Genomic DNA, 14,859 nt, shown 5'->3' with positions numbered 1-14,859 from the left:
CCGAGGGGAGCTGCGGCTGGCACACTCCTGCCATGAACTCCGTGCGTGACCTGTCGATCCTCGTCGCCGGCGCCTCCGGTGGTCTCGGTGCGCCGATCAGCCGCCTCCTCGCCGCGGACGGCGCCCGGCTCACCCTGCTCGGCCGCGACCGCGGGCGCCTCGAGGCGCTCGGGCTCGAGGCGGCCCTCGTGACGGGCGACCTGCGCGCGGCCGAGACCGCCGTGCACGCCGTCGCCGCAGCCCTCGAGGCGCACGGCCGGCTCGACGCGTTGATCGTCGCCTCCGGCGTGGTCGCGTTCGGACCGGTCGGCGAGCTCACCGACGAGGTGCTCGTCGACCTGTTCGCGGTCAACACGCTCGCGCCGATCCGGCTCCTGCGGGCCGCGCTGCCCGCGCTGACCGCGTCCGCGGCCGCCGGCCGTGCGCCGTTCGTGCTGCACCTCAGCGCGATCGTCGCCGAGCACCCGGCCGCCGGCATGGCCGCCTACTCGGCCTCCAAGGGGGCACTCACCGCGTTCGACGCCGCGGCCGGTCGCGAGCTGCGCCGCGCAGGGATCCGCCTGATCGACGCGCGACCGCCGCACACAGAGACGGGCCTCGCGGACCGACCGATCGCCGGCACGGCGCCCCGGCTCGCGCAGGGACTCGACCCCGACGCCGTCGCGGCGCGCGTGCTGGCCGCCGTCGTCGGCGACGAGCGGGACCTGCCGAGCGCCGCGTTCGCCTGAGGGGACCCCAACGGGCGATCAGCGCTCCGCGCGGGCCGCCCCGGTCGGAGGCTCGGCGGGGAACGCGCCTGCGGGAAGGGCATCTGCCGGGAGCGCCTCAGCCCGCGCGTGCAGCTGGGCGCGGATCTCGTCCGGGGTGTACGCGCGGCGACGGCGTTCCGACCTCGCCACCAGCACCCCGGTCGCTGCGACGCCCGCGAACCCGGCCACGCCCAAGAGCTTCCACCAGCGCATGGTGCCTAGGCTACAGGCGTGCCCGAGACCCGGATCGACCTCGACAGGGCCGTCACCGAGGCCCGGACCGGTGACGTCTGGCTCTTCCGTGGGCGCGCGATCGCCGACCGGGCCATCCAGCTGACCACGAACAGCCCGGTCAACCACGTCGGGATGGCGGTGGTCCTCGACGACCTGCCGCCGCTGATGTGGCACGCCGAGCTCGGCCAGTCGCTGCCCGACCTGTGGTCAGGCACCCACCACCGGGGCGCGCAGCTGCACAACCTGCGCGACGCCGTCGTGGTGTGGGGCAACCGGTACGGGCAGCGCGCCTGGTGGCGCCAGCTCGAGCCCGCGATCGAACGCGGGCAGGAGGACCTCGTGCTGCGCACCGTCGCCCGGCTGGACGGCACCCCGTTCCCCTCCACGGCCCGCCTCGCGACCCGCTGGCTCGGCGGCCGGGCGCCGCGGTTCCTGGGCGCCGGCCCGAGCGAGCTGGAGACCGCCTACTGCGCGGAGATCGTCGCGGTCACGTACGAGGCGATGGGCCTGCTCCCGGCCGGGCGCCGGCCGAACTTCTACGACCCGGGCCGGTTCTGGAGCGGCGACGACCTCGAGCTGGCCGGCGCGCGGCTGGGTCGCGAGATCGCCGTCGAGATCCCGCCGCGGCCGGTCCGGGGCCCCGCCACCACGCGCGGCTGACTGCCCCCTCGTCCCCCGGGCCCGCTGCCGAGCGGGTGAAGTTTGTCCGAATCCTCCCATGACGCGCCTGAACGCCGCCTGATTGCACCTTTTCACCCCTGCTAGGCAGATCGTTCCCCCTCGCAAAGGGACGCCCACCCGCAAACTGCGCGAACCCGAAGATTCGGGCAATGGCAGTGCTCCAGGGGGACCCGGATCACGGACGCCTCCCCCTGCGGGGAGGCATCTCATTCGAGAGGGCAACACATGAAGAACAGATTCGGCTGGTTACTCGCCACTCTGGCGACGTTCGGCTTCGTCTTCGGACAGGCGACCACCGCCGCGAGCGCCACGATCGCCGCGACCGGGTCGGCGGCCACCGGACAACAGGCCGCCGCGCTGCTTGCCGGCACCGCACAGCTCAACGCGCCGGTCAGCCCGACCGACGAGACCAAGGTGCCGCACTACTTCGGCCCCTACCCCAACTGGGCGAACAGCCCTCAGGTCCTCTCGGACGCCGTCGTCACGCTCACCGGCGGAGGCGGCGCCGATGCGGCCGCGACCGCGACCGTCGACCCGAAGCTGGGGGGCATCAGCGGGATCACCGTGACCAGCCCCGGCACCGGCTACACGTCGGCCCCGCAGGTCGAGATCACCGCCCCCGGCGTCACGCCGACGGCGCTCGCGGCCGCGACGGCCACGATCTCCCCCGGAGTCGTCACGAGCGTTGCGGTCGCCGAGGCCGGCTTCGGCTTCACGACCCCCACCGCCACGATCACCGGCGGCGGCACGCCCAGCGCCGCGGCCTCGGTCGAGGTAAGCGGCGGCGTCGATGACCTCACCCTCACCTCGGGCGGCAAGGGCTACCTGATCGAGCCCCTCGTCAAGTTCGGGAAGCCGAATGCCGCGTACTGCTCGTCCGTCCCCGCCCCCGCCACCCCGTGCGCACCCGCCACGGGGACGGCCACCATGACCGCCGACGGCGTCGTCAACGGCGTCTCGGTCGTCAACCCCGGCTCGGGATACACCACCGCTCCCTCGGTACAGATCTGGGACGGACCTGGCGAGGTCCTGGTCGACGCCGCCACCGCCGTCGCCACGATCGGCGTCGGCCAGATCGACGTCGTCTCCGGCGGCGCCGGGTACGACTCCGTGCCCGTCGTCACGATCGAGGACAGCGTCGCGCCGCTCGACAAGGGCGCCACCGCCGTCGCGACGGTCGCGGCCATGGGTGCCGTCACCTCCATCAAGGTCGACACCGCCGGCGCCGGGTACCTCACGCCCGGGCTGAAGAAGTTCGTCGACACGCTCGCGGGCCTCGGGCCCGAGAACAAGAACAACCTCGGCGAGTACATCCCCGTCGCCGTCCCCGACACGACCACGTACCCCGGCACCGACTACTACGAGATCGCGGTCGTGCAGTACCGCCAGAAGTTCGCCTCGAGCCTGCCGGCGACGCTGCTGCGCGGCTACGTCCAGCTGTCCACGGACGTCGTCCCCGGGGCGCACGCCCAGCTGACGAACGCCAACCTCGACCCGGCCATCACCGCGACCCCGATCGTGGGTCGGTACGGCGTGGACACCCCGCACTACCTCGGCCCGACCATCGTGGCCACGAAGAACAAGCCGGTCCGGATCCTGTTCCGCAACCTGCTCCCCACCGGCGTCGACGGCGACCTGTTCCTGCCGGTCGACAGCTCGATGATGGGCTCGGGTGCGGGCCCCGACATGATGTCGCTCGACCCGACGACCAAGGTCCCGATGGACATGGCACCGGACGAGGGCACCGTGACCGACGGGGTCCGCAACCCGATGTGCGGTGAGACGCCGAAGCCGACCACGTGCTACTCGGAGAACCGCTCGACCCTGCACCTGCACGGTGGCATCACCCCGTGGATCAGCGACGGCACGCCCCACCAGTGGGTCACCCCCGCCGGCGAGAACACGGCCTACCCCGCGGGCGTCAGCGTGAGCAACGTGCCCGACATGCCCGACCCGGGCCCGGGCGCCGAGACGTTCTTCTACACCAACCAGCAGAGCGCGCGCCTGATGTTCTACCACGACCACTCGTGGGGCATCACGCGCCTGAACGTGTACGCCGGCGAGGCCGCTCCGTACCTGATCACCGATGACACCGAGAAGGCCCTCATCGCGCCGACCGGCGCGCTCGCCAGCGTCGGCAGCGGCACCCCGCTCGTCATCCAGGACAAGACCTTCGTGCCCGACGCCACGGCGCTGGCCCAGCAGGATCCGACCTGGAACGCCGCCAAGTGGGGCGGCAAGGGCAACCTCTGGACCCCGCACGTGTACATGCCGGCCCAGAACCCGGGCGACCCGTCGGGCATGAGCTCGTTCGGCCGCTGGATGTACGGCCCGTGGTTCTGGCCCCCGGCAAAGGACGCGAAGTACCCGCCGATCGCCAACCCGTACTACGACGCGACCTGCGACCCGAACGTTCAGCCGTTCTGCGAGCCGGCCCAGATCCCCGCGACGCCGAACGTCTCGGTCGGCATGGAGGCGTTCAACGACACCCCGATCGTCAACGGCACGGCCTACCCGACGACCACGGTCGACCCGAAGGCGTACCGCTACAAGATCCTCAACGCCGCCAACGACCGGTTCTGGAACCTGTCCTGGTACGTCGCGGACCCGACGACCGGCACCCTGAGCGAGGTCGCCCTCAAGCCCGCCGAGGTGGCGGCCGCGCAGACGGACATCAACGTCGTCCCGACGCCCGACACCACGCTGAGCCCCGCCGGCCCGTCCTGGGTGCAGATCGGTTCTGAGGGCGGCTTCCTGCCCGCACCCGTCGTCGTCCCGGCCCAGCCGACCACCTGGATCACGGACCCGACCCGGTTCGACGTCGGCAACGTGGACAAGCACTCGCTGCTCCTCGCGCCGGCCGAGCGGGCCGACGTGATCGTCGACTTCTCGGCGTACCGGGGCAAGACCCTGATCCTGTACAACGACGCCCCGGCCGCCTTCCCGGCCCGCGTCGCCGGTTACGACTACTTCACCGGCGGCCCGGACCTGTCCCCCGCCGGCGCGCCGACCACCCTGCCCGGGTACGGCCCGAACACCCGCACGGTCATGCAGGTCAAGGTCTCGTCGGCCGCACCCGCGGTCGCGTTCGACCGGCCGAACACCACGGCCGACCGGATGGGCGCGCTGAACACGGCGTTCGCCCACAAGGCCGACGGTTCCGGCGTCTTCGAGTCCGGCCAGAACCCGATCATCGTCGGCCAGGCGGCGTACAACTCCACCTACGGGACCGCGTTCACCGGTTCCGGCTACTGCAACAGCGTCACGACGCCGTCCGCCAAGTGCGACGGTCTCGCCCGGATCTCCGAGCAGGGTGGCGACATGTTCAAGTTCGACACCCTCGGGGCGAACAAGGACGGCAAGGGCGCGCAGCTCTCGGTGAAGATCGAGGGCAAGGGCATCCACGACGAGATGAACTCGGCGAGCTTCGACGAGTGGGGGCGGATGACCGCCAACATGGGCCTCGAGGCCCCTGGCGCGACGCCGCTGCTGCAGAACATCATCTTGTACCCGTTCACGAACCCCGCCACGGAAGTCCTGGATGCCACCGCGGAACCGAGCAGCCTGAACGTCACCCCGATCTCGTCGGCCGCCGACGGGACCCAGATCTGGAAGATCACCCACAACGGGGTCGACACGCACCCGATCCACTTCCACCTCTACGACGTCCAAGTCATCAACAGGGTGACCTGGGACAACATCATCATCCCGCCCGAAGCCACCGAGCTCGGCTGGAAGGACACCGTCCGCGTCAGCCCGCTCGAGGACACGATCGTGGCGGTCCGACCGATCGTGCCCACCCTGCCGTTCGGCATCCCGGACAGCGTCCGACCGCTGAACCCGATGATGCCGCTGGGCGCCAAGGGCTCAGCGAACGGGGTCCTCGGGACCGAGGCCGGCTTCAACAACACCGACGCGGCGGGCAACCCGATCGCGCCGATCGAGAACAAGATGACCAACTTCGAGTGGGAGTACGTGTGGCACTGCCACATCCTCAGCCACGAGGAGATGGACATGATGCGGCCGGTCACGGTGCACGTCGCCCGGGCGCTGCCAGCAGCCCCCGTCCTGACCTTCACCCGGGGCAGCGTCGATCTGGCGTGGACCGACGGCACCCCCGTCGACTACCTCAACCCCTCCACCTGGACCAACCCCACCCGGTCGGGTGAGGTCGGCTACCGCGTCGATCGGGCCGAGGTGATCGACGGCGTCATCGGCACCTACGCGCAGATCGCCAAGGTCCCCGCGAACACAGTCGTCTACAAGGACAACCCACCGGACCCGACGACGACCTACGCGTACCGGGTCACCGCCTGGAACGCGGCGGGCGATGCGCCGTCGAACGTGATCACGGTCGTCGGGCTGCCCAAGGCCCCGACCGCGCTGACCGCAGTGGTCCAGGCAGCGCCCTCGCTGCCTGCAGGCGCTCAGGTCGCCGTGGGCTGGACCAACAACGCCACCAACGCGACCAACGTCGTGGTGGAGCGTGCCGTGGGCGCCGGGGCGTTCAGCGTGGTCGCCACGCTGCCCCCGACGGACACGACGTGGACCGACACCACAGTGGTGCCGGGCGCGTACAGCTATCAGGTCAAGGCGGTCGACCCCATCGGCTCGTCTGCCTACGCAGGCCCGGCCACGGTCACTGTCCTGCAACCGGGTTCGACGACAGTCGTGCTCAACGCGCCGAACCCGTCCGTCGTCGGGCAGTCCGTGACGTTCACCGCCACGGTCAGCCCGGTGCTGGCCACCGGGACGCCGAGCGGGACGGTGACCTTCACCGTCAACGGAGCGGCCACGGCGGTACCGCTCGACCCGACCGGGATCGTGACGTTCACGACGTCGACCCTCCCGGCCGGTACGAGCACCCTCACCGCCGACTACAGCGGTGACGCGGTGTTCGCCCCGAGCGCGGGCACGGCGACCCAGACGGTGACGAAGTTCGCCACCGCCACAGCCCTGGTCACCGGCCCGAACCCGTCGCTCGTCGGGCAGGACGTGACGTTCACCGCCACGGTCAGCCCGACCGCGGGCGCCGGTGTCCCGACCGGATCGGTGACCTTCACCGCCGGCGGGACGACGACGACCGTGCCGCTCACCGGTGGGGTGGCGACCATGACCACGGCCGCCCTCCTCGCCGGCACGACCTTCGTCACGGCGGACTACAGCGGTGATGCCGCCTACGCCACGAGCTCGAGCACGGCGACCCAGCACGTCCGGGACGCGTCATCGACGGTCGTGGTCAGCAGCCTCAACCCGTCCGTCGTCGGGCAGGACGTGACGTTCACCGCCACGGTCAGCCCGGGTCTGGGCACGTCGATCCCCACCGGATCGGTCACCTTCACGGTGGGTTCCACCACCACGATCGTGCCCGTCGACGCCACCGGGATGGCGACCGTGACCACGGCCGCCCTCCTCGCGGGCGACACCATCGTCACCGCTGACTTCAGCGGCGACTCGGCCCTAGCCCCAAGCTCGGGCACCCTCACCCAGACGGCCGTCAAGGCCGTCACCACCACCGTCGTGGTGAGCAGCGTCAACCCGTCGATCGTCGGCGGCGACGTGACCTTCACAGCGACCGTCAGCCCGGCCGGCGTCCGAGGAGCAGTGCTCTTCTCGGTCGACGGTGTGACGACGGGGGCCTCTCTCGTCGGCAACCAGGCGACCTTCACGACGTCGACCCTCGCCATCGGCGGGCACCCGGTGAGCGCCACCTACACCGGTGACGCCGCCTTCCTGGGCAGCACCAGCCCGACCTTCACCCAGACGGTCGGCCCGGTGCTCCGCCTCACGACGACGACCGTGACGAGCAACCGGGTCCCGACGGCCCGCCTCGGCCAGTCGGTGACCTTCACAGCCACAGTTCGACCGGTGGCCGGCACGGGCACCCCCACGGGCACGGTCCAGCTCTCGATCGACGGCGTCAATGTCGGCGGGATCCAGACGGTGAATGCGCAGGGCCGGGTCACCTACACGACCGCGACCCTGTCGGCCGGTAGCCACACGGTCGTCGCGTCCTACGGCGGCTCGGCGATCTTCGCCGGGAGCGGCAGCGCGACGTTCACGCAGCTCGTCAACACGGCGGCCTCCGCAACCGCGGTGACGAGCAGCGTCAACCCGGCGGTCTCGGGTCAGACGGTGACGTTCACCGCTCGGGTCACCCCGGCGGCGGCGACCGGGACGGTCCAGTTCCGGCTCGACGGCGCGGACGTGGGCGGCCCGGTCACCCTGGACGCCACCGGCCGGGCCCTCTGGGTCACCAACGCCCTGACGGTGGGAGCCCACACCGTCTCGGCCGTGTACAGCGGCAACGTCAACTACTCACCGAGCACGAGCGCGAACCGCGCCCAGACGGTGAACAAGGCGGCGAGCATCACGACGGTCGCGAGCAGCGGCAGCCCGGCACCCTGGCGCTCGACCGTGATCTTCACGGCGACCGTCGCGGTGCGGGCGCCGGGCGGGGGCATCCCCACGGGGATGGTCCAGTTCCGGATCGACGGCGTCAACGCAGGTCCGGCAGTACCGGTGAGCCCGATCGGTCAGGCGGCCTACGCGAACAACCTCATGGCGATCGGGCGGCACACCGTCACGGCCGTCTACACCGGTGATGCCAATGTCACCACCAGCACGAGCGCAGCGATCACGCAGCGCATCCAGTAGCTCGACCGCACGGCAGCACGACCGCACGGCAGCTCGACAACGCGGCGGCCTCCCGGGACCCACCCGGGGGGCCGCCGTCGTGCTGCCCGGAAGCGACCGGGCCCGCGCGGTGTTGTGCGAGGAGACCGATCCGACCAAAGGAGCTCGACATGGCGGGGAACGACTGGAACACGGGCGTCATCGAGGAGTTCCGCGCGAACGAGGGCCGCGTCAGTGGCCCCTTCGCCGGGGCGCCGCTGACCTTGGTGCACCACCGCGGGCGGCGCAGTGGCGACGACCACGTGGCGCCGATGATGTACCTGCAGGACGAGGCAGATCCCACGGTCATCTACATCTTCGCCTCGAAGGCCGGCGCCCCGACCCACCCCGACTGGTACTACAACCTCACGGCCGCGGGCACGGCGCAGGTCGAGGTCGGCACGCAGACGTACCCGGTCACGGTGAGCGAGCTCGCCGGCGAGGAGCGGGACCGCATCTTCGCGGAGCAGGCCCGGCGGTACCCCGGCTTCGCCGGCTACGCCGAGAAGACCGCCGGGATCCGCACGATTCCCGTCCTGGCCCTGCGACGCGCGGCCGCCGAGGAGTAAGGGCGGTTCAGCCGACGAGCCGCAGCGTGCGGGGCGACACCCCGACCGCGATCGTCTGACCCCAGGTCGCCGTCAGCCGGTCGGCCTCGAGCCCGTCGCCGAAGACCACCAGCGTGTCGGACTCGACGAGCACCGACAGCGCCTCGCCCGCGCCGATCAGGCCGTCGGTGCTGACCGTGCCGGTGGTCGGCGACGGCCACGGCTCGCGCACGAACCACGCCAGGAACCCGTCGCGGATCCCGGGCAGCGCCGGGGGGAGGTTGCGCTCGCGCTGGATCGAGGTCGCCCATCCGGTCGAGCCCGTGCCGCTGGCCACGATCAGGCCCGACGACGACTGCCGCTCGGGCTCGCGCGCATCGGGCACGGTGATCCGGTAGCGGGCCGACTGGTGGCTCGGGTGGCCCACGAACACCTCGTTGAGGGCGTCGAGCGACTGCCCGTCGTCGAGCGTGGCGCGGACCATGGACCGCTGCTGCACCGCGATGGTGCCCGCGGCGACCGCGCGCAGCAGCTGGCCCGTCGCCACGGCCCGGTGGGTCACGAGGACGCCGGGGTTCTGACCGGGCTCGGGATCGATCCCGATGACGCTCTGGCCGTCGAGGTACTTCGCGGTGTTGGCCACCAGCCCGTCCTGCCCGACGACGACGCAGACGTCGTCGGCCTCGAACCCGAACCGGTAGAGGTCCTCCCGCTCGACGTCGCCCCGACGCCAGTCGACCGGGATCGCCGCCCGCACCCGGCGCAGGGCCTCCTCCTGCGCGTCATGCCGGTCCTGCGCGTCGGCGAGGTTCCGGCCGCGCGTGCGGAGGAAGAACTCCGCCTGCCCGCGCGTGCCGTGCCGCGCCAGCAACCCGTCGAGCTCGGTGTGCCGGTGCACGACCACCACGCGCGGGACCAGGGTCATCTCACGCCTGCTTCGAGCCGACCAGGCCGGCCAGCGCACTGGTCAGCAGATCCGGGGTGATCGTGAGGTTCGCGACGTTCGGCAGGTTGCCCGCGAGCTCCCGGACGGCGACCATCGCCAGCACGTGCTGGTCCACCCCGGCGTAGGCACCGACGCGGGCAGCCTCCGCCGCGGCCTCGGCCGCGCCCACGACCCGCGCGCTGTGCGCGTTCGCCTCGGCGAGCAGTCCTTGACGCTCCGCGGCGCCGTTCGCCTCGATGAGCGCGGCCGCGGCGGCCTCCTCGGCGCGCGTGCGGGCATTGGTGCCCTCCTGGGTGACCAGCTCCTGCTCGCGCACGGCGAGCTCGATCCGGTTCGCGAGCTCGTTCTCGGCGATCGCGCGCTCGCGCTCGACCGCGAGCGCGCGGCGCTCGAAGGTCGACTTGTCGGCCTCGGTCTGCGCCTGCTCGCGCGCGGGGGTCTGGAGGAACTTCTCCATGTCGGCCTCGGCCCGCACCGAGCGGACCCGCGCGCCGAGCACGGCGATCCCGGTCTGGGCCAGCCGCTCGTCGGCCTGCAGCCCCGCCGTGATGACCTGGCGCAGCCCACCACCGCCGGAGACCACCGCCTCCCGCAGCGTCATCGTCGCCATCGCGTCCATGACCTGGCCGGCGGTGAGCTCGCCGAGCAGCTGCGCGACCTGCTCGAGCGGGCTACCGGTCCAGGCCCCCGAGTCGGGGTCGATCGCGAAGTCGAGCCGGCGAGCCACGAGCGCGGGGGCGGCGAACTGGAAGCTGACCGTGACCTGGACCGTGACGTCCTGGAAGTCGGCCGTCCGGGCGCGGGCCACCAGTGGCAGCTCGCGGTCGTCGACCGGGATCTCGCTGATGACCGCGGAGAGCGGGCGGAACCAGAAGGCCAGGCCCGGCCCGTCGTGGCGCACCCGGCCCGAGCTCAGGTGCAGCACGTGCGAGGTCGGCGCGGCACGCAGGTGCCGCACGAGCGGGTAGCGCTTGATGGTGGCCATGATCTGTCCTGAGGGTCGGTGGATCGACGTTAATTATCGTCAAAATGACTATAACTCGATTCCCTTGTTATCGTCAAGGTGACGAGATATTCTGGACGGCGTGACCAGCATCCCCGCCCCCGACGGCTACGACCCGGCCGCCTACCCGCCGTTCGCGGTGACTGTCGACGTCGTGGCGCTCACCGTCCGCGACGACGCCCTGCAGGCCCTGCTCATCACCCGGGCCGAGGAGCCGTTCCTCGGTCGGCTCGCCCTCCCGGGCGGCTTCGTGCGGCCCGACGAGGAGCTGTCCGCCGCCGCGATCCGCGAGCTCTCCGAGGAGACCGGGCTGCGCCGCACCCCGGCCCACCTCGAGCAGCTCAAGACCTACGGCTCCCCCGGTCGGGACCCGCGCATGCGGGTCGCGTCGGTGGCCTACCTCGCGATGGTGCCGAACCCGCCGGAGCCTCGACCGGGCGGGGACGCCGCGGCCGCCGCGTGGGTCGCCGTCGGGACCGCGCTCGCGGCCGGGCTCGCGTTCGACCACGCCACGATCCTCGCCGACGCGGTCGAACGAGCCCGGGGCAAGCTCGAGTACACGTCGCTGGGGACCGCCTTCTGCGGCCCGGAGTTCACCGTCTCCCAGCTGCGCCACGTCTACGAGGTGGTGTGGGGCGCGCGGCTCGACCCGCGCAACTTCCACCGCAAGGTCACCAGCGCCGAGGGCTTCCTGCTGGAGACGGGCCACACGATGATCGACGGCCCGGGCCGCCCCGCCGCGCTGTACCGCCGCGGCCGCGCGACCACGCTCATCCCGCCGCTGACCCGCGAGCCGTAGACCGGCAGGGGTTAGCCTTCGGCGACGATCTGCCCGCCTGCCCGAGAAGAGCCCCGACGACGATGGGATGAACCGTGCCCGCGTCGACGACGGACCACGCCACCACCCGAGCCCTGACGGGTGACGACCTCCCGGAGCGCTCGCTGAGCCTGCCGCAGTCGACCGCGCTGATCATGGGCAGCATCATCGGGGTCGGGATCTTCTCGCTCCCGTACTCGTTCGCGGCGTACGGCCCGATCAGCCTGGTCGCCATGGCCCTGGCCACCGTCGGGGCGGTCGCCCTCGCACTGCTGTTCGCCGTGATGTCGCGGCGCCTGCCCGCCGCCGGGGGGCCGTACGCCTACGCGCGCTCGGGCTTCGGCAACGCGATCGGGTTCGCCAACGCGTGGTCGTACTGGATCGCCACCTGGGCGGGGAACGCGGCGATCGTCGTCGGCTGGGTGTACTACGTCGAGCACTTCCTCAACCGTGGCGGCCAGATCGGCTGGACGATCGCCATCGCCCTGGTCGGCCTGTGGGTCCCCGCCGCCGTCAATCTCGCCGGCGTCCGCACCATGGGCTCGGTCCAGGTCTGGACCACGGTGACGAAGTTCGTGCCGCTGGTGCTCATGTCGACTGTCGGGCTGTTCTTCATCCAGGCCCGCAACTTCGTGCCCTGGAACGTCAGCGGGGACAGCAGCCTGACGGCCATCGGCGGGGCGATGGCGATCGCGCTGTTCAGCTACCTGGGCGTCGAGACGGCCGCCGTCGCCGCGGCGAAGGTCCGCAACCCCGAGCGCAACGTCGGTCGCTCGACCATCTTCGGCACGCTCGCGAGCGCGTGCGTCTACCTGCTGTCCATGGTCGCCGTCTTCGGCATCGTGCCCGCGAGCGCGCTCGCCCTGGACGCCAACAAGGCGTCGTACTCGGTGGCGGCCAACCTCATCGTGGGGGGCGGCTCGTGGGCCGGCGACCTGGTGGCGCTGGCGGTGATCGTCTCCGGCATCGGGGCGCTCAACGGCTGGACGATGATCTGCGCCGAGGTGCCGCTCGCGGCCGCGTCCGACGGCCTGTTCCCCGCGCGGTTCGCCCGCGTGTCGCGGCGCGGGGTGCCGGCGTTCGGCATCGCGACCTCGACCGCGCTGGCGTCCGGCGCCGTCGTCATCGGCTACATGGGCACCAGCGGCTCGACCGTGTTCACGACGCTCGTCCTCATGGCCGGGATCTCCGCGGCCGTGCCGTTCGGGTTCTCGGCGCTGGTCCAGATCAAGTGGCGCTGGCTCGACCACCGGCACCTGGGCCGCCGCGCCCTCGTGGCGCCGCGCTTCGCGCTGGACGTGACGGTTGCCCTGGTCGCGCTCGTCTTCTCGATCGCGTTCCTGTTCTACTCGCGCAACACCGGCACGCTCTGGTACATCGTGTGGGGCCCGTACCTCATGGCCGGGGCCGCGTTCGGGGTCGGCATCCCGGTGTACCTCGCCCAGCGGCACCAGATGAGCGTGCCGCACACGGCGCCGTCGTACCGCGACGGGGTGCTGGTCGTCGCTCCGTAAGGCCCCCGGCGCAGGGCCGTGCCTCGATAGGGTCACCGCATGTGGTCCACGCGACGGAGCATGGTCGACGTCGTCCTGATCGACGACGACAGGCCCGATGAGCCGGCCGAGGGGCCCCTCGACCCGCCGAAGCCCCCGCGCGACCGACGGCTCGCCTGGCAGCGGCGCGCCCGGCGCTGGTGGCCGCTCGCGGCGGGTCTGGCGTTCGTCCTGCTCACCACCACCGTGGTCGCCGACCGGCGCGAGCACCGCCGCCTGGCAGCCCTGGCAGACGTCCCAGGTGTCCTCGCCCCGCTGGGCGACTCGGTCACCGAGCGGTGGCACATCGACGACCCGTCGTACTGGCTCTTGGGCTCCACCGCGACGATGGCGATCGGGGTGGTCGACCGGCCGGACGGGAGCGGGGCCGTCGTCGGCCGCGACGCGACGACCGGCAACGTGGCCTGGGAGGCCGCCACACGGCCCGCGGGGCCGACGAACGGGCGGAGCCCGTGCGTGCTCTCCCGCCCTGCGCCACCGTCCGACGGCGCCCCGGCCGGGACCGCCGTCGTCGTCTGCGTCCCCGTGGACGAGACCGAGCGCATCACGACCTCGGGCGCCGAGATGGACGTGCCGAGCAAGGCACGCCTCCTCGTGATCGACGCGACCGACGGCGCCGTCCTGGTCGACCGGCCGACGGACCCGAGCACCATCGTCACGTCGGCCAGCACCTATACCGGCACCTCGGCCCGCACCGGGGTCGACGCCGATCTCGTGACCACCCGCGTGCTGCCCGACGGCCGCGCCCAGGTCAGCCGGGCCAGCGCGTGGGACGCTCCGGCGCGGTGGACGTTCACCACGCCCGACCCGCTCGGCTCCCACGTCCCGCTCGGCACCGACCACGCCAGCCGCTATCAAGTGTGGGGGTACGCCGCCGGCGACCTTGTGCTGGTCGCGGCCTACCCCCTCAACGGCGAGGACAAGGGGCAGAGCTGGGTGCTCGACGCGGACGGAACGGTGCTGCGGCCGGCGAACGGCGGCGACCCGAGCACCGGGAACGCGGGCGGGTTCGGTGTGCTGCGCGCGGGCGAGCTGCTCGTCGAACCCGGCACCACATCGGGCACGTCCACGCTCACGCACCTCGCCACGGGCCGCACGCTCCAGGTCGACGCCCAGCCCTTCGACGCCCTGCCCGACGACGGCTCTCTCGACGACCTGGTCCTCGCGCAGTCCCAGAACGACGACCTGATCGCCTACGACCTGACCACCGGCACAGCGCGGTGGACGGTGCCGAGCCCGGGCATCTACCGCGCGATGATCATCGACGGCCGGGTCATCCGGGTCGAGGACGACCACCTCGTGTCGTACGACGGGCGCAGCGGCAGGACCGTCTGGTCGAAGAAGATCCCGAGCACGACGACGGGCTCCTACGGGTCGATGATGGCCCCGTCGGCCTTCACGGACGGACGCGTGGTGCTGCTGGCCGACTCAGGCCCCTCCGACTCCACCTCGTCCGGCGAGCCCGTCAAGGTGACCGCCTACGGGCTGGACGACGGCCGCACACTCTGGACGAGCACCCTCCCGCCCGGGGTGCAGCTGTACGAGCGCGACGGTGCGCTGTACGGCCAATCCGATGAGGGCATCTACGCACTGGACTGACCGGCCGATCCCGAGGCCGTCACCCCTGAAGTTCGCGGCGAAACTGCCGATGAG

10 protein-coding genes are annotated in these 14,859 nt (G+C 72.0%); 7 read left to right on the top strand and 3 right to left on the bottom strand.

Annotated elements, in window-relative coordinates; genetic code table 11:
• Window positions 1–32: 32 nt before the first annotated feature.
• Window positions 33–728, top strand: a complete 696-nt coding sequence (locus tag VTA80_RS10810; protein WP_407345504.1) for an SDR family NAD(P)-dependent oxidoreductase — start codon at window positions 33–35, stop codon at window positions 726–728.
• 18 nt (window positions 729–746) lie between these two features.
• Here the strand turns inward: VTA80_RS10810 and VTA80_RS10805 are convergent, their stop codons facing one another.
• Complete coding sequence (locus VTA80_RS10805) at window positions 747–962, bottom strand: hypothetical protein (RefSeq protein ID WP_407345503.1); 216 nt, start codon at window positions 960–962, stop codon at window positions 747–749.
• An 18-nt stretch (window positions 963–980) separates the two neighbouring features.
• Between VTA80_RS10805 and VTA80_RS10800 the strand changes: the two genes are divergently transcribed.
• From VTA80_RS10800 to VTA80_RS10790, 3 genes are all read left to right on the top strand, one after another.
• Entirely contained in the window at window positions 981–1,643 is a 663-nt protein-coding gene (locus VTA80_RS10800; RefSeq protein ID WP_407345502.1) for a hypothetical protein, read from the top strand.
• Between the two features lie 246 nt (window positions 1,644–1,889).
• Entirely contained in the window at window positions 1,890–8,321 is a 6,432-nt protein-coding gene (locus VTA80_RS10795; protein ID WP_407345501.1) for an Ig-like domain repeat protein, read from the top strand.
• A gap of 149 nt (window positions 8,322–8,470) precedes the next feature.
• Window positions 8,471–8,908: a nitroreductase/quinone reductase family protein gene (locus tag VTA80_RS10790; protein ID WP_407345500.1), complete on the top strand. Its 438-nt coding sequence runs from the start codon at window positions 8,471–8,473 to the stop codon at window positions 8,906–8,908.
• 7 nt (window positions 8,909–8,915) lie between these two features.
• Here the strand turns inward: VTA80_RS10790 and VTA80_RS10785 are convergent, their stop codons facing one another.
• Both VTA80_RS10785 and VTA80_RS10780 read right to left on the bottom strand, forming a co-directional pair.
• Window positions 8,916–9,812: a hypothetical protein gene (locus tag VTA80_RS10785; RefSeq protein WP_407345499.1), complete on the bottom strand. Its 897-nt coding sequence runs from the start codon at window positions 9,810–9,812 to the stop codon at window positions 8,916–8,918.
• Between the two features lies 1 nt (window position 9,813).
• Window positions 9,814–10,818, bottom strand: a complete 1,005-nt coding sequence (locus tag VTA80_RS10780) for an SPFH domain-containing protein (RefSeq protein ID WP_407345498.1) — start codon at window positions 10,816–10,818, stop codon at window positions 9,814–9,816.
• Window positions 10,819–10,918: 100 nt separating this feature from the next.
• Here VTA80_RS10780 and VTA80_RS10775 point away from each other — a divergent pair, with 100 nt between their 5' ends.
• The 3 genes from VTA80_RS10775 to VTA80_RS10765 all read left to right on the top strand — a co-directional run bounded on the left by VTA80_RS10775 (window position 10,919) and on the right by VTA80_RS10765 (window position 14,805).
• Entirely contained in the window at window positions 10,919–11,635 is a 717-nt protein-coding gene (locus tag VTA80_RS10775; protein ID WP_407345497.1) for an NUDIX hydrolase, read from the top strand.
• Between the two features lie 74 nt (window positions 11,636–11,709).
• A complete protein-coding gene (locus tag VTA80_RS10770; protein WP_407345496.1) occupies window positions 11,710–13,167 on the top strand; it encodes an amino acid permease in 1,458 nt (485 codons plus the stop codon).
• Window positions 13,168–13,206: 39 nt separating this feature from the next.
• Complete coding sequence (locus VTA80_RS10765) at window positions 13,207–14,805, top strand: PQQ-binding-like beta-propeller repeat protein (RefSeq protein ID WP_407345495.1); 1,599 nt, start codon at window positions 13,207–13,209, stop codon at window positions 14,803–14,805.
• Window positions 14,806–14,859: the final 54 nt, after the last annotated feature.

Origin of the sequence: Pengzhenrongella phosphoraccumulans (genome assembly GCF_045689905.1) — a bacterium.
Lineage (GTDB): Bacteria > Actinomycetota > Actinomycetes > Actinomycetales > Cellulomonadaceae > Pengzhenrongella > Pengzhenrongella phosphoraccumulans.
This window is presented reverse-complemented; position numbering and strand designations above follow the sequence as displayed.